The 18,297-nt window shown below is 70.1% G+C and carries 14 protein-coding genes; 6 read left to right on the top strand and 8 right to left on the bottom strand.

Annotation, left to right across the window (positions count from 1 at the left end; genetic code table 11):
- Positions 1-140 precede the first annotated feature (140 nt).
- From ABD357_RS20535 to ABD357_RS20525, 3 genes are all read left to right on the top strand, one after another.
- The gene (locus tag ABD357_RS20535) at positions 141-1,025 is read left to right on the top strand and encodes a DUF3558 domain-containing protein (protein WP_344391865.1); all 885 of its coding nucleotides are present in this window, start codon (positions 141-143) and stop codon (positions 1,023-1,025) included.
- A gap of 118 nt (positions 1,026-1,143) precedes the next feature.
- Positions 1,144-2,007 carry a DUF3558 domain-containing protein gene (locus ABD357_RS20530; RefSeq protein WP_344391863.1) on the top strand — a complete coding sequence of 288 codons (864 nt, stop codon included), beginning with the start codon at positions 1,144-1,146 and terminating at the stop codon, positions 2,005-2,007.
- Between the two features lie 235 nt (positions 2,008-2,242).
- Positions 2,243-3,595, top strand: coding sequence for a DUF2637 domain-containing protein (locus ABD357_RS20525; RefSeq protein WP_344391861.1), 1,353 nt, complete (start codon positions 2,243-2,245; stop codon positions 3,593-3,595).
- A gap of 97 nt (positions 3,596-3,692) precedes the next feature.
- Here ABD357_RS20525 and lysS read toward each other — a convergent pair whose 3' ends face one another.
- On the bottom strand, positions 3,693-5,438 hold the full coding sequence (gene lysS, locus ABD357_RS20520; protein WP_344391860.1) for a lysine--tRNA ligase: 1,746 nt from the start codon (positions 5,436-5,438) through the stop codon (positions 3,693-3,695).
- A gap of 205 nt (positions 5,439-5,643) precedes the next feature.
- Between lysS and argS the strand changes: the two genes are divergently transcribed.
- Together argS and ABD357_RS20510 are read left to right on the top strand one after the other, a co-directional pair.
- Positions 5,644-7,410 (top strand): arginine--tRNA ligase, encoded by a 1,767-nt coding sequence (argS, locus tag ABD357_RS20515; protein ID WP_344391859.1) that lies wholly within the window; start codon positions 5,644-5,646, stop codon positions 7,408-7,410.
- A gap of 390 nt (positions 7,411-7,800) precedes the next feature.
- Positions 7,801-8,727: an aminoglycoside phosphotransferase family protein gene (locus ABD357_RS20510; protein WP_344391858.1), complete on the top strand. Its 927-nt coding sequence runs from the start codon at positions 7,801-7,803 to the stop codon at positions 8,725-8,727.
- Between the two features lie 10 nt (positions 8,728-8,737).
- Here the strand turns inward: ABD357_RS20510 and ABD357_RS20505 are convergent, their stop codons facing one another.
- From ABD357_RS20505 to hemB, 3 genes are all read right to left on the bottom strand, one after another.
- Complete coding sequence (locus ABD357_RS20505) at positions 8,738-9,640, bottom strand: SAM-dependent methyltransferase (protein WP_344391857.1); 903 nt, start codon at positions 9,638-9,640, stop codon at positions 8,738-8,740.
- 233 nt (positions 9,641-9,873) lie between these two features.
- The gene (locus ABD357_RS20500) at positions 9,874-10,074 is read right to left on the bottom strand and encodes a hypothetical protein (RefSeq protein ID WP_344391855.1); all 201 of its coding nucleotides are present in this window, start codon (positions 10,072-10,074) and stop codon (positions 9,874-9,876) included.
- A 210-nt stretch (positions 10,075-10,284) separates the two neighbouring features.
- Complete coding sequence (gene hemB, locus ABD357_RS20495; protein WP_344391854.1) at positions 10,285-11,277, bottom strand: porphobilinogen synthase; 993 nt, start codon at positions 11,275-11,277, stop codon at positions 10,285-10,287.
- Between the two features lie 123 nt (positions 11,278-11,400).
- On the opposite strand from hemB, the gene ABD357_RS20490 reads away from it, so the two are divergent.
- Positions 11,401-12,846 (top strand): FAD-binding oxidoreductase, encoded by a 1,446-nt coding sequence (locus ABD357_RS20490; RefSeq protein WP_344391852.1) that lies wholly within the window; start codon positions 11,401-11,403, stop codon positions 12,844-12,846.
- A 223-nt stretch (positions 12,847-13,069) separates the two neighbouring features.
- Here the strand turns inward: ABD357_RS20490 and ABD357_RS20485 are convergent, their stop codons facing one another.
- From ABD357_RS20485 to ABD357_RS20470, 4 genes are read right to left on the bottom strand one after another with little or no spacing between them, the layout of a single operon-like run.
- A complete protein-coding gene (locus tag ABD357_RS20485) occupies positions 13,070-14,752 on the bottom strand; it encodes a bifunctional uroporphyrinogen-III C-methyltransferase/uroporphyrinogen-III synthase (RefSeq protein ID WP_344391851.1) in 1,683 nt (560 codons plus the stop codon).
- Entirely contained in the window at positions 14,749-15,777 is a 1,029-nt protein-coding gene (gene hemC / locus ABD357_RS20480; RefSeq protein WP_344391850.1) for a hydroxymethylbilane synthase, read from the bottom strand. The genes ABD357_RS20485 and hemC overlap by 4 nt, the downstream gene beginning before the upstream one ends.
- Entirely contained in the window at positions 15,774-17,489 is a 1,716-nt protein-coding gene (locus ABD357_RS20475; protein ID WP_344391849.1) for a glutamyl-tRNA reductase, read from the bottom strand. The genes hemC and ABD357_RS20475 overlap by 4 nt, the downstream gene beginning before the upstream one ends.
- Positions 17,486-18,247, bottom strand: coding sequence for a redox-sensing transcriptional repressor Rex (locus ABD357_RS20470; RefSeq protein WP_344391848.1), 762 nt, complete (start codon positions 18,245-18,247; stop codon positions 17,486-17,488). The genes ABD357_RS20475 and ABD357_RS20470 overlap by 4 nt, the downstream gene beginning before the upstream one ends.
- Between the last annotated feature and the right edge of the window lie 50 nt (positions 18,248-18,297).

Genomic DNA, 18,297 nt, shown 5'->3' with positions numbered 1-18,297 from the left:
AGTTCGGGCATCGCAAATACCGGTGCCAAGGTCTACGAAAGGGAAGGCGAACCGGCGTTCACGGCCGTGCGTGCGATAGACATTGTGGTCATCGGCCGCCTTCGGGCGGCAAGCGAATAAGCAGAGCGAGAGGAGCCCCCGTGCAGCGGAAGGCGTACGTATTCGGCGTCGCCGCGCTCCTCGCGGCGACGGCGACGCTGGCCGGCTGCACCGGTTCGGACGGCGGTGACGAGCCGACGGACTCGAAGCAGGGCGGCTCGGGTACGACGGCTGCAACGGCGAAGCCCGGCCGGTACCGCACGCTCCCTGAGCCGTGCGGTGCCGTCGAGCGGGACACGCTCGACGCTCTGCTGCCGGGGCTCAAGCAGGTCACGGACGGGGAGCAGCGGGAGAAGGCGTATGCGGGGGCGCCGACGCTGACGTACGACACGGACCGGAAGGTCGGCTGCCGTTGGAAGGCGGAGTCGACGAGTGCGACGGATCACCTGTGGGTGGACTTCGAGCGTGTGGTCTCGTACGAGAACGCCGTGAGCGACGACAGCCGCGCCTCGCTGCTCTACGCGGCGAGGGAGGAGGCGGCGAATCTGCCCGTACCGGCCCCTTCCGAGAGTGCCACCCCGAGTCCGACCGCGACCCCGACCACGGACGAGTCCGGCGCATCGGACGAAACAACAGACGAAGCAACAGACGAAGCGACGGGCGGCGCAGCCGAGGGCGACGACGGCTCTCCCACCCCCACCGACGATCCGAGCGCCACGTCGGACGGCACCCCTTCCCCCAGCGTCACCCCCGCCTCCCTCCAGCCCCGCACACTCGACGATCTCGGCGACGAGGCCTTCCTGGACGATGCGCTGAGCGCCTCGCGGCAGCGCACGGTGACTGTGGTGTTCCGCACGTCCAATGTGCTCGTGACGATCCGGTACGACGAGCAGCCGACGAGTACGACGGACGTCCCGAGCAGCGAGGACATGCAGGACAGAGTGCGGGAACTGGCCGATCAGCTCGACGGCACGTTGAACGAGTAGCGGTCGCCGGAGGGCCGTGAGGCTGGGCGGAATGGAAGTCACATCCGTCCCGTACGGCGTACCGTGGCCCCTCGGACCCGACCGCACGCACACAAAACGCGTCTTGAGTGAAGGAACCATGCACCGACCCGCACAGCGACTCCCCCGCATCCTCATCAGCGCAGCCGTTGTTCCGGTGATGCTCGTCGCCGCAGGCTGCTCCTCGGACTCCGGCTCCGGCTCCGATTCCGGTGCCGCCGCGAAGAAGGACTCCGACGCGAAGGCGTCCGCGTCCGCCACGAAGGCGGCGGTGGTGAAGGAGGCCGCGTACGCGAAGCTGCCGGAGCCGTGCAAGGTGTTCTCGTCGAAGACTCTGGGCGAGCTGGTGCCGAAGGCCTCCAAGTCGGGCAAGGAGGGCAGGTCGGACGACACGGCGACGCGCGGCAGCTGCTCCTGGGACAGCCTGGAGGACAAGGGCGTGAAGGGCTCCCAGTTCCGCTGGCTGAGCGTGTCCCTGTTGCGCTTCGAGTCGGACCAGACCCGGGGTACGGGCGAGAAGCTGGCGTCGGCGTACTACGCCGACCAGGTCCAGGACGCGCGCGCGGAGACCGGCGCGACGAACGCCAAGTCCGAGCCGGTGACCGGTACGGGCAACGAGGCGACGTCGGTGAGTTACGACCTGAAGAAGAAGGAAGGCACCTTCAAGCAGCAGGTGGTCGTGGCCCGGGCCGAGAACATCGTCTTGTCGGTGGACTACAACGGCGCGGGCCTCGCGGGTGACAAGGCCCCGAGCGCGGAGGACCTGTCGAAGGCGGCGCTGAAGGCGGCGAAGGAGGCCGTGGAGGCGGTGGTGACCGCCAATCAGGCGGGCGGATCCGGATCGGGCTCCGGTTCCGGCGGGAGCGCGAGCCCGAGCCCGAGCCCGAGCAAGGGCGCCGGCGAGAGCCCGGCCAAGGACACCGAGCCCTCCGCCTCCGCCAGCAAGTCCCCGGCGAAGAACTGACGAGGAACTGAAACCGAAGGGCTGCGGAAGGACCGGCGCGCCCGGCCCCGCGTGGGCCGACCCCAACTCCTGGCCTGTCTCAGCTTTTTGACGGAGCCCGGCTCGCACGGGGCCGGGCTCCCGCCGTATACCGAAGCCGTACCGAAGCGGTGGTGGCACCCTTTCGGACACCCGCGAGCCGCACACATGTGCCACCCTGTTCCGCGCAACACGTCGCAAAGGGAGGGGAGTACGGGTGGCCGCGCCAATGGAACTCACCAGGACGCACCGGATCCTCATCGGGGTCGTCGTCTTCGGGGCGGTCGTCATCGCCGGTATCGGCTTCGCCGGTTCGTACGCGGCGGTGCGGGAACTCGCGGTCGAGAAGGGCTTCGGGAACTTCAGTTACGTCTTCCCGATCGGCATCGACGCGGGCATCTGCGTCCTGCTGGCCCTGGACCTCCTGCTGACCTGGATCCGCATCCCGTTTCCGCTGCTGCGTCAGACGGCGTGGCTGCTGACGGCGGCGACGATCGCGTTCAACGGCGCCGCCGCCTGGCCGGACCCGCTGGGCGTCGGTATGCACGGCGTCATCCCGATCCTGTTCGTGGTCTCCGTGGAGGCGGCCCGGCATGCGATCGGCCGGATCGCGGACATCACGGCCGACAAGCACATGGAGGGCGTACGCCTCACCCGCTGGCTGCTCTCCCCCATCCCGACCTTCCTCCTGTGGCGCCGTATGAAGCTGTGGGAGCTGCGTTCGTACGACGCGGTGATCAAGCTGGAGCAGGAGCGTCTGGTCTACCGGGCCCGCCTGCGCTCCCGTTACGGCCGCGCCTGGCGTCGTAAGGCTCCGGTGGAGTCCCTGATGCCGCTGCGCCTGGCGCGCTATGGCGTGCCGCTCGCCGAGACCGCACCTTCGGGCCTCGCGGCGGCGGGCATCGAGCCGGTACTGCTGCCTCCGGCTCCGCGGCAGCCGGAACGGGAGCTGGAGTCTTCGCAGCGGCCCGGGACGCCCGGGCCGCCTGCCAGGGAGGAACGCGCCCCCGAGTACGACTCCGTTCCGGAGCAACAGGTCCAGGAACAGGCGCAGGCCCAGCAACCCGAGTCCAGCCCCTGGTTCGCACCCCCGCACCAGGAGGTCGTCTACGAGGGCGGCTACGACCCGTCGTACGAGCCCGTGGAGCAGTATGACGGCCAGCAGTACGACCAGCAGTGGTACGAGGAACAGCGCCAGGCCCAGGACCAAGCCCAGGCCCATGAGTACGAGCCCGGCCCCGAGGACACGGGCAGCTGGCGCATCCCGACGGGCCCGGGCGGTCGCACCCGCCAGCTGGGCGAGGGCGGTGGGACGCCGGAACCGGCGGCGGCACCGCCGCGCCAACTCCCCATCCCCGCCCAGCGGGAGGAGCATGCGGAGCCGTCCGAGGAGGGCTATTACCAGGTGTTCCGCCAGTCGATCAACGGCAGCTTCCCCACTCCGCGTGAGTTCGGCGACAACATCGCGGCCCAGTACGGCGAGAAGCTCACCGACAGCGAACTGAAGCGCCTTTCGGACCGCTTCCAGAACCGCTTCAACACGGAACTGGAGGAGGACCACATCGCGTAACCGCCGTCGTGCGTACGTGGCTGGGGGCGCCCGACCTTGCCGATATGCGGCTACCGCCGCGTGGCTCCGGGCGCCCCCAGCCCCGTATCACCAACTCCTACGCGCCGAGCAGCTTCCGTACGCGGTCGGCACCCACCGCGAGCAGCAGCGTGGGCAGCCGGGGCCCGGTGTCGCGGCCGACGAGGAGGTGGTACAGCAGCGCGAAGAACGAACGCTGGGCGGACTTGATCTCCGGCGGCAGTTCCTTGGGCGTGGCATCGGGGGCGAATCCGGCCTGGACCTTGGGCACGCCGTACACGAGGTGCGTCAGCCCGTCGAGGGACCAGTTCGAGTCGAGCCCCTCCATCAGCAGCCGGAGCGATTCGCGGGCCTGGTCGTCGAGGGACTTCAGCAGTTCGACGTCCGGCTCGTGACGGACGACGGTCCGCTGCTCGGCCGGTACCTGGGTGTTGATCCACGCCTCGGCCTTGTCGTACCGCGGCCGTACTTCGTCGAGCGAGGCGAGCGGGTTGGTGGGGTCGAGGTCGCTGAGGATGCGCAGGGCCTGGTCCTCGTGGCCTGCGGTGATGTCGGCGACGGAGGCGAGCGTGCGGTACGGCATGGGCCGCGGGGTCCTGGGCAGTTCGCCCGCGGAGGTCCGTACGGCGCGGGAGTGGGCGGCGATGTCGGCGGGCAGGGCGGAGCCGTCGGCGACCTTGGCGTTCAGCTTGTCCCACTCGTCGTAGAGCCGCTGGATCTCCTGGTCGAAGGCGATCTTGAAGGACTGGTTGGGGCGGCGGCGGGCGTACAGCCAGCGCAGGAGCTGGGGCTCCATGATCTTCAGGGCGTCGCCGGGTGTGGGCACGCCGCCGCGGGAGGACGACATCTTCGCCATGCCGCTGATCCCCACGAAGGCGTACATGGGGCCGATCGGCTGCTTGCCGCCGAAGATACTGCCGACGATCTGTCCGCCGACCTGGAAGCTGGAGCCGGGGGACGAGTGATCGACGCCGGAGGGCTCGAAGACAACGCCCTCGTACGCCCAGCGCATCGGCCAGTCGACCTTCCACACCAGCTTGCCGCGGTTGAACTCGCTCAGCCGGACGGTCTCCGAGTAGCCGCACTCGGTGCAGGTGTACGTCAGCTCGGTGGTGTCGTCGTCGTACGCCGTGACCGTGGTGAGGTCCTTGTTGCAGCCGCCGCAGTAGGGCTTGTACGGGAAGTACCCGGCGGACCCGGTCCCGTCGTCCTCGGCAGCGGCCCCCGACCCCTCGGCGGCCTCAAGCTCGGCTGCGTCGACGGGCTTCTGTTGCTGCTGCTTCTTGGGCGGGGCCTTCTTCGTCCGGTACTGGTCGAGGATCGCGTCGATGTCCGCCCGGTGTCGCATGGCGTGCAGGATCTGTTCGCGGTAGACGCCGCTCGTGTACTGCTCGGTCTGGCTGATCCCGTCGAACTCGACGCCCAGCTCGGCCAGGGCCTCGGTCATGGCGGACTTGAAGTGCTCGGCCCAGTTGGGGTGGGGGGAGCCCTTGGGTGCGGGCACGGAGGTGAGCGGGCGGCCGATGTGCTCGGCCCACGACTCATCGATCCCGGCCACCCCGTTCGGCACCTTGCGGTACCGGTCGTAGTCGTCCCAGGAGATCAGGTGCCGGACTTCGTGCCCGCGCCGACGGATCTCGTCGGCGACGAGGTGCGGCGTCATGACTTCCCGCAGATTCCCCAGGTGGATGGGCCCGGAGGGGGAGAGGCCGGACGCGACGACTACGGGTTTGCCCGGGGCCCGACGCTCCGACTCCTCGATGACCTCATCCGCGTAACGGGAGACCCAGTCGGTGGTCTCGGTGCTCTGACCCACGATCGGCACGTCCTTCTTTCCTCAGGGGTTCGCCATCGCCCGGCGCGCTGTTTCCGCCCGGCTGACCACCCCATTCTCCCAGCTCCGCCACCATCCACGAAAACGCCTTTTCATCGCCCCCGCCGCCCCTACCCACGCACAGAAAAAACTGCTTTACCCCCCATGGGATACTGGCGACATCCACCGCACCCAAGACGAGAACGGCACCCACCCCATGGCCTCGGTCACGTCCCTCACCGCCCACGTCCACCAGCGCTTGGCGGACGCGCTCAGCGCCGCCCTCCCGGCGGCCGACGCCGACGTCGACCCCCTGCTGCGACGGAGCGACCGAGCCGACTTCCAGGCCAACGGGATTCTGGCGCTGGCGAAGAAGGCGAAGGCCAACCCGCGGGAGCTGGCGAGCGGCGTCGTGGAGCGGGTCGTGACCGGTGATGTGATCAAGGACATCGAGGTGTCGGGCCCGGGCTTCCTCAACATCACGATCACGGACAAGGCGATCGTGGAGAACCTCGCGCAGCGCGCGACGGACCCGGTGGCCCGCCTCGGCGTGCCGTTTGCCGAGAACCCCGGCACCACGGTCATCGACTACGCCCAGCCGAACGTGGCGAAGGAGATGCACGTTGGGCACCTCCGTTCCGCGGTCATCGGCGACTCGGTGGTCAAGATCCTGGAGTTCGTCGGCGAGACGGTGGTGCGCAGGCACCACATCGGCGACTGGGGCACCCAGTTCGGCATGCTCATCCAGTACCTGATCGAGCACCCGCACGAGCTCGATCACGAGGAGAGCGAGGTCTCCGGCGAGGAGGCCATGTCGAACCTGAACCGGCTCTACAAGGCGTCCCGCACGCTCTTCGACGCCGACGAGGCGTTCAAGACGCGGGCGCGCCGCAGGGTGGTCGACCTTCAGGCAGGCGATCCGGAGACTCTGGCGCTGTGGCAGAAGTTCGTGGACGAGTCGAAGATCTACTTCTTCTCGGTCTTCGACAAGCTGGACATGGAGATCCAGGACCCGGACATCGTCGGCGAGTCGGGTTACAACGACATGCTGGACGAGACCTGCCGCCTGCTGGAGGAGTCGGGCGTCGCGGTCCGCTCGGAGGGCGCGCTGTGCGTGTTCTTCGACGACATCAAGGGGCCGGACGGCAATCCGGTCCCGCTGATCGTGAAGAAGTCGGACGGCGGCTACGGCTATGCGGCGACCGACCTGTCCGCGATCAGGGACCGCGTCTTCAACCTGAAGGCGAACACCCTCCTGTACGTGGTGGACGCCCGCCAGTCCCTGCACTTCAGGATGGTCTTCGAGACGGCACGCAGGGCGGGCTGGCTGAACGGCGACACCAAGGCCGTACAGCTGGCGTTCGGCACGGTCCTCGGCAAGGACGGCAGGCCGTTCAAGACCCGTGAGGGCGAGACGGTCCGCCTCGTCGACCTCCTGGACGAGGCGATCGAGCGCGCCTCGGCCGTCGTACGGGAGAAGGCGCAGGACCTGTCCGAGCAGGAGATCGCCGAGCGCGGTGCGCAGGTCGGCATCGGCGCGGTGAAGTACGCGGACCTGTCGACGTCCGCGAGCCGCGACTACAAGTTCGACCTGGACCAGATGGTGTCGCTGAACGGCGACACGAGCGTGTACCTGCAGTACGCGTACGCGCGTATCCAGTCCATCCTGCGCAAGGCGGGCAGCACCGAACCGGCCGCCCACCCGGAACTCGAACTGGCCGACGCCGAGCGGGCCCTGGGCCTGCACATCGACCGGTTCGCGGAGACGCTCGCGGAGGCCGCCGCGGAGTACGCGCCGCACAAGCTGACGGCGTACCTGTACCAACTGGCGTCCCTGTACACGTCGTTCTACGACAAGTGCCCGGTCCTGAAGGCGGACACCCCGGCCCAGGTCGAGAACCGCCTGTTCCTGTGCGACATCACGGCCAAGACCCTCCACCAGGGCATGGCCCTGCTGGGCATCAGGACGCCCGAGCGCCTGTGATCGCTGCCTCGGCCTGAGGCAGCACCACCTGCCCGGTGACGAACTCGCTCCACAGACCGAGCCGCAGTTCGTCACCGGGCTTCGCTTCGTCTCGGCGAAGGCGAGGCTGACCGTTCGGTCGGCGGCGCGGCGCGTGGCGCGTGGACGCCCCAGGTCAGCTCGAAGCGGCGGACGCCGACGCGCTGTTCGGGCGCTCCGGACGTAGACCTCATCGCCCACGAGGTCGCGGGCAAGCCATGGCCAAAGGTTGAAGTGTCTGATCTTGTCCCGAAGTATGCGATGCTGCGGGGCGGCGCAGGTCCTCGAAGGCCGAGGGAGCTCCAACTCGGGGGAATTCAGAGCCCTGTTGATCGCTTTGGATCGCTAGCTGGGAGAGCAGGGAGAGCACCCATGCTGCCACTTGTGGAGACCGGCGAGGAACTGGACGAAGTCGTCCGGGACGAGGCGCTGTTGCGCCCCGCCGTCGCCGACCTGTGTGAACGACTCGGCCTGGCCGGGCAGCGGATCGTCCGCTTCGAGGAGGGTTCGCTGCCGGTGTACGCCATCGGCGAGGCGCACGTGGTCAAGCTGTTTCCGGCCTTCGAGCAGGCCGAGTGCGTACGCGAGGAGCGGGTGCTGAACTATCTGTACGGCAAACTCCCGCTGCCCACACCGCAGTTGCACTCGGCGGGCGCGTACAAGAACGGCTGGCACTACCTCCTGATGTCCCGGCTGCCCGGCGTGGACCTCGCTCAGGCGTGGACGCGGATCCCCTCCGCGGACCAGGACCGGATCATCACGGAGTCCGCCGAGACCCTGGCCGCGCTGCATGCCCTGAACCCGGCGCCGATCGCGGCCGCGGTGGGCCCGGGGGACTGGCGGGCGCTGATCGCCGCGCAGCGGGCGCAGGTGGTCGAGCAGCAGCGGGCCGTCGGTCTCGCGCCGTCGTGGCTCGAACAGATCCCCTGGTTCCTGGACTCGGTCCCGCTGCCGCCTCCGCCGCGACGCGTGCTGCTGCACACCGAGTTCATGCGCCAGCACCTGACGGTGGATCCCGAAGGCTGGCGCCTGACCGGCCTGTTCGACTTCGAACCCGCCATGATCGGCGACCCGGCGTACGACTTCGTCGGCGTGGGCCTGTTCGTGACATGCGGCGACCCACGCCTGCTCAAGCGGTTCTACGACGCGTACGGCCGCCCCCCGTTCGCCCCCCGCACCCTCATGGCGTACGCCCTCCTGCACATCTACAGCAATCTGCCCTGGTACCTCCGTGAGCTCCCCGCCCCGCCGAAGCCAACGCTGGACGCGCTGGCGGAGACGTGGTTCGGCACGGGGTGATGCCCCTGCCTCATGCCTTGCGGCCGGCTGCTCCGTAGACGTTGATGTCGGCGTCCGTGACGTCGTTGATGTCCAGGTAGGGCAGCTTGTCGATGTCGTCGAGGGTTTCCGAGTCAGTCGGTGCCGCGGCTTCGGGGACGGGCGCCGGGCTCGGGTGCCAGTGGTGGACGGGGACGACACCGGGCTCGTCGAGCTGGACGCCGGGCGTCTCGGTGAAGAAGCGCTCGACCTCCTCCTTGGTGCGGAGCACGAACGTGAACCCGCGCTCCGTGTACGTCCGCTGCACCGCGCGAATGCTCTCCGCGTTGAGGTCCTCGGTGATGTGGCTGAGCACGAGACGGCTCCCGGACGGCAGCGCGTCCATCAGCTCGCGTACGACCGGGTACGCCTCCTCGTCGTCGACGAAGTGCAGGATCGCCACCAGCGCGAGCGCGATCGGCTCGTCGAAGTCCAGGGTCTTCGCGGCCTGTTCGAGGATCTGCGCGGGGTACTTGAAGTCCGCGTCGATGTAGTCGGTCCTGCCCTCGGGTCCGCTGGTCAGCAGGGCGCGTGCGTGCGCGAGTACCACCGGGTCGTTGTCGACGTACACGATCCGTGACTCGGGGATGATCCGCTGGGCGATCTGGTGGACGTTCTCGGCGGTCGGCAGCCCCGTGCCGACGTCGAGGAACTGGCGGATCCCGTCCTCCTGGGCCAGCCGCGTCACGGCCCGCCGCATGAAGTCCCGGTTGTGCCGCACATCGAGATAACCGCGCGGGTTGGCCGCGAGCGCCGCTGCCGCCGCGGCGCGGTCGGTGGGGTAGTTGTCCTTGCCCCCGAGGAAGACGTCATAGACGCGTGCCGGGTGCGCCTTGGTGGTGTCGATCCTTTTCCTCAGCTCGGCGGGGTCCTGGCTGAGAGCATCACCGCTCATGGAGACCTTCCCTCTTCAGTTCATCAGACGTCAGCTCATCAAATCGGCAACAACCTAACTCCTGGGGCGACTTGATGGTGCCCGGCCGCTGCGCTGGGCTTGGGCGGGGGCACAGCGGGCCCGTACCCGAGCCGCGAAAACCGCGTAGGTCAGGGGATCCGGAACCCTGGACGGCCTTATGGCATACGCGAGCCGATGACCGCCGTACGAGGGTTGCGGCCCGGGTCACTCAGTCACACCGGCAAGTCGTATTCGATGCCTCGGCGGCGGACATGGCCGCGCCAGCCTGCCAGGACCGCCATCAGGGTCCACGTCGCCGTGCCGCCGATCAGGCCGTCCAGCCGTCCCGAGGCATCCACGTCTTCCGCTCCCTCCATCGGCACTTCGCCCTGCGGGTCACGCACGACGTCGATCCGGTCGCGCGACTCATCCATTCTCATCCGCGAGGCGACTCGGCGCACGCCTCCGCCAGCACGGCGCCCATCTCTGGCACGAGCCCCGCGACAGGATCGTGAGTGTTCGGGCACGGCGGGTGGCGCCCCGTCAGGGGCGCGGGGCTGTGACCATTGGCGGCTCCGCCGGGCGCGACCAGCCACAACGATCCCGCAGCTCCCAGACCGCACCCAGCGGGCCAGCGCGGAGCGCTAGCGCAACTTCTGCGCGACCTCCGTGGCCCAGTACGTCAGGATGTTCTGCGCCCCCGCCCGCTTGATCCCCGTAAGCGTCTCCAGGATCGCCCGATCCCGGTCAACCCACCCCTTCTCCGCCGCAGCCTCGACCATCGAGTACTCCCCGGAGATCTGGTACGCAGCCACCGGCACATCCACCGACTCCGCAACCCGCACCAGAATGTCCAGGTAAGGCCCCGCCGGCTTGACCATCACCATGTCGGCACCCTCCTCCAGGTCGAGAGCCAACTCCCGCATGGATTCCCGTACGTTGGCGGGATCCTGCTGGTACGTCTTCCGGTCACCCTTCAACGACGAGGCGACGGCCTCCCTGAACGGACCGTAAAAGGCGGACGAGTACTTGGCGGTGTACGCGAGGATCGCGACGTCTTCCCGCCCGATCTGGTCCAACGCGTCGCGGATGACGCCGATCTGACCGTCCATCATCCCGCTCGGCCCCACCACATGCGCACCCGCATCGGCCTGCACCTGGGCCATCTCCGCATACCGCTCAAGCGTGGCGTCGTTGTCGACGCGCCCCTGTGCATCGAGTACTCCGCAGTGCCCGTGATCGGTGGTCTCGTCGAGGCAGAGGTCGGACATGACGAGCAGTTCGTCGCCGACCTCGGCCCGTACGTCACGAAGGGCGACCTGCAGAATCCCGTCCGGGTCGGTCCCCGGCGTCCCGAGGGCGTCCTTCTTGGACTCCTCCGGCACACCGAACAGCATGATCCCGGAGACCCCGGCCTCCACCGCCTCCAGCGCCGCCTTCTTCAGGCTGTCCCGCGTGTGCTGCACGACCCCGGGCATCGCGGCGATCGGCACCGGCTCGGCGACGCCTTCGCGGATGAACGCGGGGAGGATGAAGTCGGCCGGGTGCAGCCGAGTTTCGGCGACCATGCGGCGCATGGCGGGAGTCGTACGCAGCCGCCGCGGCCGCGTACCGGGGAAGGATCCGTACTTCGTCATGCCCTCTACGCTACGCCCGCCCCAGGACCACCTTTGCCGACGCGGAGTCGGGGATCACCGGGCGCCTCCCGGCCCTCCGCGCCCACGATCCGGCCCCGCATGCGAGCCCCGAACCACAGGTCCATGCTGGTGAAAAGGGCCCCCTACGGCTGCCCGCGCTCCCCGGAGGACGCGATGACCACCGCCGACCACCGCCCCGACCTCTTCGCCCTCTCCGACATCCACGGCCCGGTACTACGGCCCGACGACCCCGGCTATGCCGACGAGGTCACCGGCTTCAACCTGGCCGCGCGGCACACGCCCGACCTGGTCGTGGGGGCGACCGGCGCCGACGACGTGGTGGCCGCGATGCGGTGGGCACACGCCACCGGCACCCCCGTCGCCGTCCAGGCCACCGGGCACGGCGCGAACTTCCCCATCGACAACGGCCTGTTGATCAACACCGCCCGCATGACCGACGTACGGATCGATCCCCGGGAACGCACCGCGACGATCGCCGCCGGCGCCAAGTGGCGGCACGTCCTGGAGGCGGGCTCGCCGCACGGCCTTGCCGGGCTCAGCGGCTCGTCCACGGACGGGGGCGCAGTCGGCTACACGCTGGGCGGCGGGCTGCCGGTGCTCGGCCGGGCCTACGGGTACGCCGCCGACTACGTACGCTCCTTCGAGGTCGTCACGGCCGACGGCACCCCGCGCGAGACCAACGCGGAGCACGAGCCCGACCTGTTCTGGGCCCTGCGCGGCGGCAAGGGCAACGTCGGCGTGGTGACCTCGATGGTCACGGAGCTACTGCCGCTGTCCCGCATCCTCGGCGGCGCGATCTACTGCCCCGGCGAGCACGCCGAACCACTGCTGCGCGCCTGGACCGACTGGACCCACACCGTCCCGAACGAGATGTGCTCGGCGTTCACACTGCTGCGCCTGCCGCCCCTGCCGGAGATCCCCGAGCCCCTGCGCGGCGGCTTCTGGGCCCGCGTCGCGATCGCCTGGACCGGCGACACGGCCGAGGGCGAGCGGCTGGTCGCCCCGATGCGCCAGGCCGCACCCGTGACGGTCGACACGGTGGCGGAGATGGACTACACGTCCATGGACGACATCTACGCGGACCCGCACGACCCGCTCCCCGCGCGGGAGTGCTGCACCCTGCTGCGCGACCTGACTCCCGAAGCGATCCGCACATACCTGGAGCACGCAGGGCCCGCGGCGCCCCCCGACTACCCGCTCCTGATCGTCGAACTCCGCCACATGGGCGGCAAGTTGGCCCGCCCCGCCGCCGTCGAGGACGCCATCTGCGCCCGCGACGCCGAGTACGTCCTGGCCTCGGTAGCCGTCGTACCCGACTCCCGCATCGCCACCGCGGCCGAAACGGCCACGTCCGCCCTGCACTCCGCGATGTCCCCGTACGGCACAGGTCTCACCATGGTCAACCTCCACGGCCGCCCCGGCGATACCCTGGACCGAGCCCGAGCCTGGACTCCCGAGGTCTACGACCACCTACGCCACACCAAGCAGACCTACGACCCCGCAAACCTCCTCCGCTTCGGGCACACGGTGCCTCCGGCGGCCTCCTAGGGGCGCTATCGCGCCCCTAGGAGGCCGCAGGCCTCTTTTAGAGGCGCGAGGCAGTATCGATTTGCGGCTCCGCCGCGCGGGCGCGCCCAGCCACGACGGGCCCGCAGCGTCAAACGCGCCCCAGCCCCATCAGGGGCGCAGGGCTGTGACATTTGCGGCTCCGCCGCGGGGCGCGACAAGCCACAACGAACCCGCAGCTTCGAACGCACCCCCCGCGGAGCGCCTACGTAGTCGTACGCCGCCGCCGCGACCCCGGCCTCCGCTCGCTGGGCCGCGTAACCGGCCCCCCGGCCTCCACCGCGGCAGCCCTCCGGCGCGAGCCGAAGTCGGCGAGCGCCTCCGCCAGCTTGTGAACGGACGGCTCCGGAGCCATCACATCGACCCGCAGCCCGTGCTCCTCAGCCGTCTTCGCCGTGGCCGGGCCGATACACGCGATCACCGTCACGTTGTGCGGCTTGCCCGCGATACCGACCAGGTTCCGGACCGTCGACGACGACGTGAACAGCACCGCGTCGAACCCGCCCCCCTTGATCGCCTCCCGCGTCTCGGCCGGCGGCGGCGACGCCCGCACCGTCCGGTACGCCGTGACGTCGTCGACCTCCCAGCCCAGCTCGATCAGCCCGGCCACCAGCGTCTCCGTGGCGATGTCCGCCCGCGGCAGGAACACCCGGTCGATCGGGTCGAAGACAGGGTCGTACGGAGGCCAGTCCTCAAGAAGCCCCGCGGCCGACTGCTCCCCGGAAGGCACCAGGTCCGGCTTCACACCGAAGGCGACCAGCGCCTTCGCCGTCTGGTCCCCCACGGCGGCGACCTTGATGCCCGCGAAGGCGCGCGCATCAAGCCCGTACTCCTCGAACTTCTCCCGAACGGCCTTGACCGCGTTCACCGAGGTGAAGGCGATCCACTCGTACCGCCCGGTCACGAGGCCCTTGACCGCCCGCTCCATCTGCTGAGGCGTCCGCGGCGGCTCGACGGCGATCGTCGGCACCTCGTGCGGCACAGCCCCGTAGGACCGCAACTGGTCGGAGAGCGACGCCGCCTGCTCCTTCGTACGCGGCACGAGGACCTTCCAGCCGAACAGCGGCTTGGACTCGAACCACGACAGCTGGTCACGCTGGGCAGCGGCGGAATGCTCACCGACCACGGCTATCACCGGCCGCCCGCCCTCGGGCGACGGCAGCACCTTCGCCTGCTTCAGCGTCTGCGCGATCGTGCCGAGCGTCGCGCACCAGGTCCGCTGCCGGGTGGTCGTACCGGCGATGGTGACGGTCAGCGGCGTATCGGGCTTGCGTCCGGCGGCCACGAGCTCGCTCGCGGCGGCGCCGACGGAGTCGAGAGTCGAGGAGACGACGACGGTGCCGTCGGACGCGCCGACCTCGGTCCACAGCCGCTCGGAGGCCGTGGCCGCGTCCACGAACCGCACGTCCGCGCCCTGTGCGTCGCGCAGCGGAACACCCGCGTACGCGGGCACTCCGACGGCCGCGGCGATACCGGGGACGACCTCGAAGGGCACGCCCGCGGCGGCGCAGGCCAGCATCTCCTCGACGGCGCACGTGTCGAGCCCGGGGTCACCGGTGACGGCACGTACCACCCGCCTGCCGCTGCGTGCGGCCTCCATGACAATATGGGCCGCGTCCCTCGACGCGGGGGCACCAGCGGTTGTTGACGCGCCGTCAACTACCGTCAGCTGAGGCGTGTCCGGGCCCGATTCCGTGTCCAGCACGGTCACGCCCTGTCTGGCGTGCGTACGGACGACGTCGAGCACTTCGGGCTCGGCGACCAGGACATCCGCGTTCGCCAGCGCCTGAACGGCGCGCAGTGTGAGCAGTCCCGGATCTCCGGGTCCGGCACCGAGGAAGGTGACGGAGCCGTGTTCCAGGCCGGCGGGAAGGGTGGTGGGGCTCAATGTGCTCGCTCCCCCATCAGACCGGCCGCGCCCTTGGCAAGCATCTCGGCGGCGAGTTCACGGCCGAGCGCCATTGCTTGGTCATGTGTCTCGGGCACGGGACCGGTGGTGGACATCTGCACCAGCGTCGAGCCGTCGGTCGTGCCGACGACGCCACGCAGGCGCATTTCCTTGACAATCTGCCCGTCGGCCTGGGAGTCCCCCCGCTCGAGCGGAGCCGAGAGTGGGGGAAGGTCGGCCAGCGCGCCCACAGGTGCGCTGCAGCCGGCCTCCAGGGAGGCGAGCAGGGACCGCTCGGCGGTCACGGCGGCCCGGGTGACCGGGTCGTCGAGTGCGGCGAGCGCCGCGACGAGAGCAGCGTCCTGGGCGGTGCGCCCCGCCCTGCATTCGATCGCGAGCGCCCCCTGGCCGGGGGCGGGCAAAACCATGTCGACCGAGAGGAACTCGGTCACTTCGTCGATCCGGCCGATCCGGCTGAGCCCGGCGGCGGCCAGTACGACAGCATCCAGTTCGCCGTCGCGCACGTACCCGATCCGGGTGTCGACGTTCCCCCGGATCGCGGCCGTCTCGATCGTCATCCCGTGGCAGCGCGCGTACGCGTTCAACTGGGCCATGCGCCGCGGCGAACCGGTGCCCACCCGGGCGCCGTCCGGCAGCTCAGCGAACCTCAGCCCGTCACGGGCGACCAGCACGTCCCGCGCGTCCTCACGCACCGGCACCGCGGCCAGTGCGAGGTCGTCGGGCTGCGCGGTCGGCAGGTCCTTGAGGGAGTGCACGGCGAAGTCGACCTCGCCGCGCAGCAGCGCCTCGCGCAGCGCGGTCACGAAGACACCCGTGCCGCCGATCTGCGCGAGATTCTCGCGCGAGATATCGCCGTACGTGGTGATCTCGACGAGCTCCACGGACCGCCCGGTCACCCGGCTCACGGCGTCAGCCACCTGCCCGGACTGGGCCATGGCGAGCTTGCTGCGCCGTGTCCCCAGCCTCAGGGGGCCGCTCTCCGGCCCCGTTCGCCGCTCAGTCATGCTCGCCCTCGGTTCTTGGCGTTCTCGGTGCTGATGTCATCGATGGCCCGCGAGACGGAGGCGACCGTCTCCGGGTCCAGGTCGAACAGGGTCCGCAGTGCGTCCGCGTACCCGGCGCCCCCGGGCTCGGCCGCGAGCTGCTTGACCCGCACGGTCGGCGCGTGCAGCAATTTGTCCACCACGCGCCGCACGGTCTGGGTGATCTCGCCCCGCTGCTTCTCGTCGAGCCCGGGCAGCCGCCCGTCGAGCCGCGCGATCTCGCTCGCGACGACATCGGCGGCCATGGTGCGCAGCGCGACGACGGTGGGTGTGATGTGCGCGGCCCGCTGGGCGGCCCCGAAGGCCGCGACCTCGTCGGACACGATCCGCCGCACCATGTCCACGTCCGCCGCCATCGGCACGTCCGCGGAGGCCTCGGCCAGCGACTCGATGTCCACCAGGCGCACGCCGAGCAGCCGGTGCACGGCAGCGTCGATGTCGCGCGGCATGGCGAGGTCGAGCAGCGAGAGCACGGGCGCCGGGCGCGGGGCCAGGGCGACGGGCTCGGGCTTACGACGCTCGGGCACCCGCCCGATGGCGGCCACGGTCGCGGCCAGCGCGGCGATGACCTCGGCGTCGGACTCGGGCGTACGAGCGTCGTGCGTACGGCGGCGCCGATCGACCGTCGCGTTGTCCACCCAGGCCGCGTGCTGCTCCAGGGCCGCCGCGTCCAGGCCCGCCACCGCGGCCTCCCCCATGACGGAGAAGCCGGTGGCGCCCTGCACGGCCGACACGTCCAGCGGGCAGCCGTCGTCGGTGCCGACGCTGGTGGGCGGCAGTTCCTCGCGTACGACACGGGGGGTGGCCGTGAGCTCCTCCGCGGGCGCACCCGTACGGCCCTCGACCGCCGCGGCGACCGCCTCGGCCGTCAGGACAAGACCCGTCGCACCCGTGCAGGACACCGCGACATCGGCACGTGTCAGCTCGGCCGGCACCGCTTCCATCGGTACCGCGCGGGCCGCCACGTCCGTATCGCCGCCCTCGGAAAGGATCTCGGCGAGACGCTCGGCGCGGTCCAGCGTGCGGTTGGCGATGACCACTTCGGCCACGCCGGCACGCGCGAGGGTCGCCGCGGCCAGCGACGACATGGAGCCCGCGCCGATCACGAGGGCCCGCTTGCCCTCGGCCCAGCCCCGGACGTCCGCCCCCGAGGTCAGCTGCTCCAGGCCGAACGTCACCAGGGACTGCCCCGCCCGGTCTATGCCGGTCTCGGAGTGGGCGCGCTTGCCGACCCTGAGCGCCTGCTGGAACAGGTCGTTCATCAGCCGCCCCGCCGTGTGCAGCTCCTGCGAGGTGGCGAGTGCGTCCTTGATCTGGCCGAGGATCTGGCCCTCGCCGATCACCATCGAGTCCAGACCACAGGCCACGGAGAACAGGTGGTGAACCGCCCGGTCCTCGTAGTGCACGTACAGATAGGGCGTGAGCTCCTCGAGCCCGACCCCGCTGTGCTGCGCGAGCAGCGTGGAAAGCTCGGCGACACCCGCGTGGAACTTGTCCACGTCGGCGTACAGCTCGATCCGGTTGCAGGTGGCGAGCACCGCGGCCTCGGTGGCCGGCTCGGCCGCGATGGTGTCCTGGAGGAGCTTGATCTGCGTGTCCGCGGACAGCGCGGCCCGCTCCAGCACGCTGACCGGAGCGCTGCGGTGACTCAGCCCGACGACGAGAAGGCTCATGCCGGCATCACGGCGGGGACATCCCCGTCCGGTCCTTTCCTTGTCTCCTTCGCCGCCGCGGCCTCGGCTTCGGCCTCGATCAGGGCCTCGGCCTCCTCGCCGGCCTTGCGCTGCTCGTGGAAAGCGAGGATCTGCAGCTCGATGGAGAGATCGACCTTGCGTACGTCGACGCCGTCCGGCACGGCGAGCACGGTCGGCGCGAAGTTCAGGATGGACGTCACGCCGGCTGCGACAAGCCGGTCGCAGACCTGCTGGGCGGCGCCGGCGGGGGTGGCGATCACACCGATCGACACACCGTTGTCCTTGATGATCTTCTCGAGGTCGTCGGTGTGCTGCACGGGGATTCCGGCGACGGGCTTCCCGGCCATCGCGGGATCGGCGTCGATGAGAGCGGCGACCCTGAAGCCACGCGAGGCGAACCCACCGTAGTTGGCCAGCGCCGCGCCGAGGTTACCGATACCGACGATCACGACCGGCCAGTCCTGGGTGAGGCCCAGCTCGCGGGAGATCTGGTAGACGAGGTACTCGACGTCGTAACCCACACCGCGCGTCCCGTACGACCCGAGGTATGAGAAGTCCTTGCGCAGCTTCGCGGAGTTGACCCCCGCGGCGGCCGCGAGCTCCTCGGAGGAGACCGTGGGTACCGAGCGCTCCGACAGTGCGGTCAGCGCACGGAGGTACAGCGGAAGCCTGGCGACGGTGGCCTCGGGAATCCCTCGGCTGCGGGTCGCCGGTCGGTGAGTTCGGCCAGTTGCCACGGTGCTCCTGCGGGTAGAGCGGGGCTGCAGGCGGTCACACGTCCGACCGC

Source organism: Streptomyces vastus, assembly GCF_039532825.1.
Taxonomy (GTDB): Bacteria; Actinomycetota; Actinomycetes; order Streptomycetales; family Streptomycetaceae; genus Streptomyces; species Streptomyces vastus.
The sequence above is the reverse complement of the archived record's forward strand: the minus strand, read 5'-3'. Positions and strand labels throughout refer to the sequence as shown.

Coding starts and splice junctions, on each gene's coding strand:
- ABD357_RS20530 (WP_344391863.1), top strand. CDS start 1,144: ATGCACCGACCCGCACAGCGACTCCCCCGCATCCTCATCAGCGCAGCC.
- argS (WP_344391859.1), top strand. CDS start 5,644: ATGGCCTCGGTCACGTCCCTCACCGCCCACGTCCACCAGCGCTTGGCG.
- ABD357_RS20510 (WP_344391858.1), top strand. CDS start 7,801: ATGCTGCCACTTGTGGAGACCGGCGAGGAACTGGACGAAGTCGTCCGG.
- ABD357_RS20505 (WP_344391857.1), bottom strand. CDS start 9,640: ATGAGCGGTGATGCTCTCAGCCAGGACCCCGCCGAGCTGAGGAAAAGG.
- ABD357_RS20500 (WP_344391855.1), bottom strand. CDS start 10,074: ATGGATGAGTCGCGCGACCGGATCGACGTCGTGCGTGACCCGCAGGGC.
- hemB (WP_344391854.1), bottom strand. CDS start 11,277: ATGACGAAGTACGGATCCTTCCCCGGTACGCGGCCGCGGCGGCTGCGT.
- ABD357_RS20490 (WP_344391852.1), top strand. CDS start 11,401: ATGCTGGTGAAAAGGGCCCCCTACGGCTGCCCGCGCTCCCCGGAGGAC.
- hemC (WP_344391850.1), bottom strand. CDS start 15,777: ATGACTGAGCGGCGAACGGGGCCGGAGAGCGGCCCCCTGAGGCTGGGG.
- ABD357_RS20475 (WP_344391849.1), bottom strand. CDS start 17,489: ATGAGCCTTCTCGTCGTCGGGCTGAGTCACCGCAGCGCTCCGGTCAGC.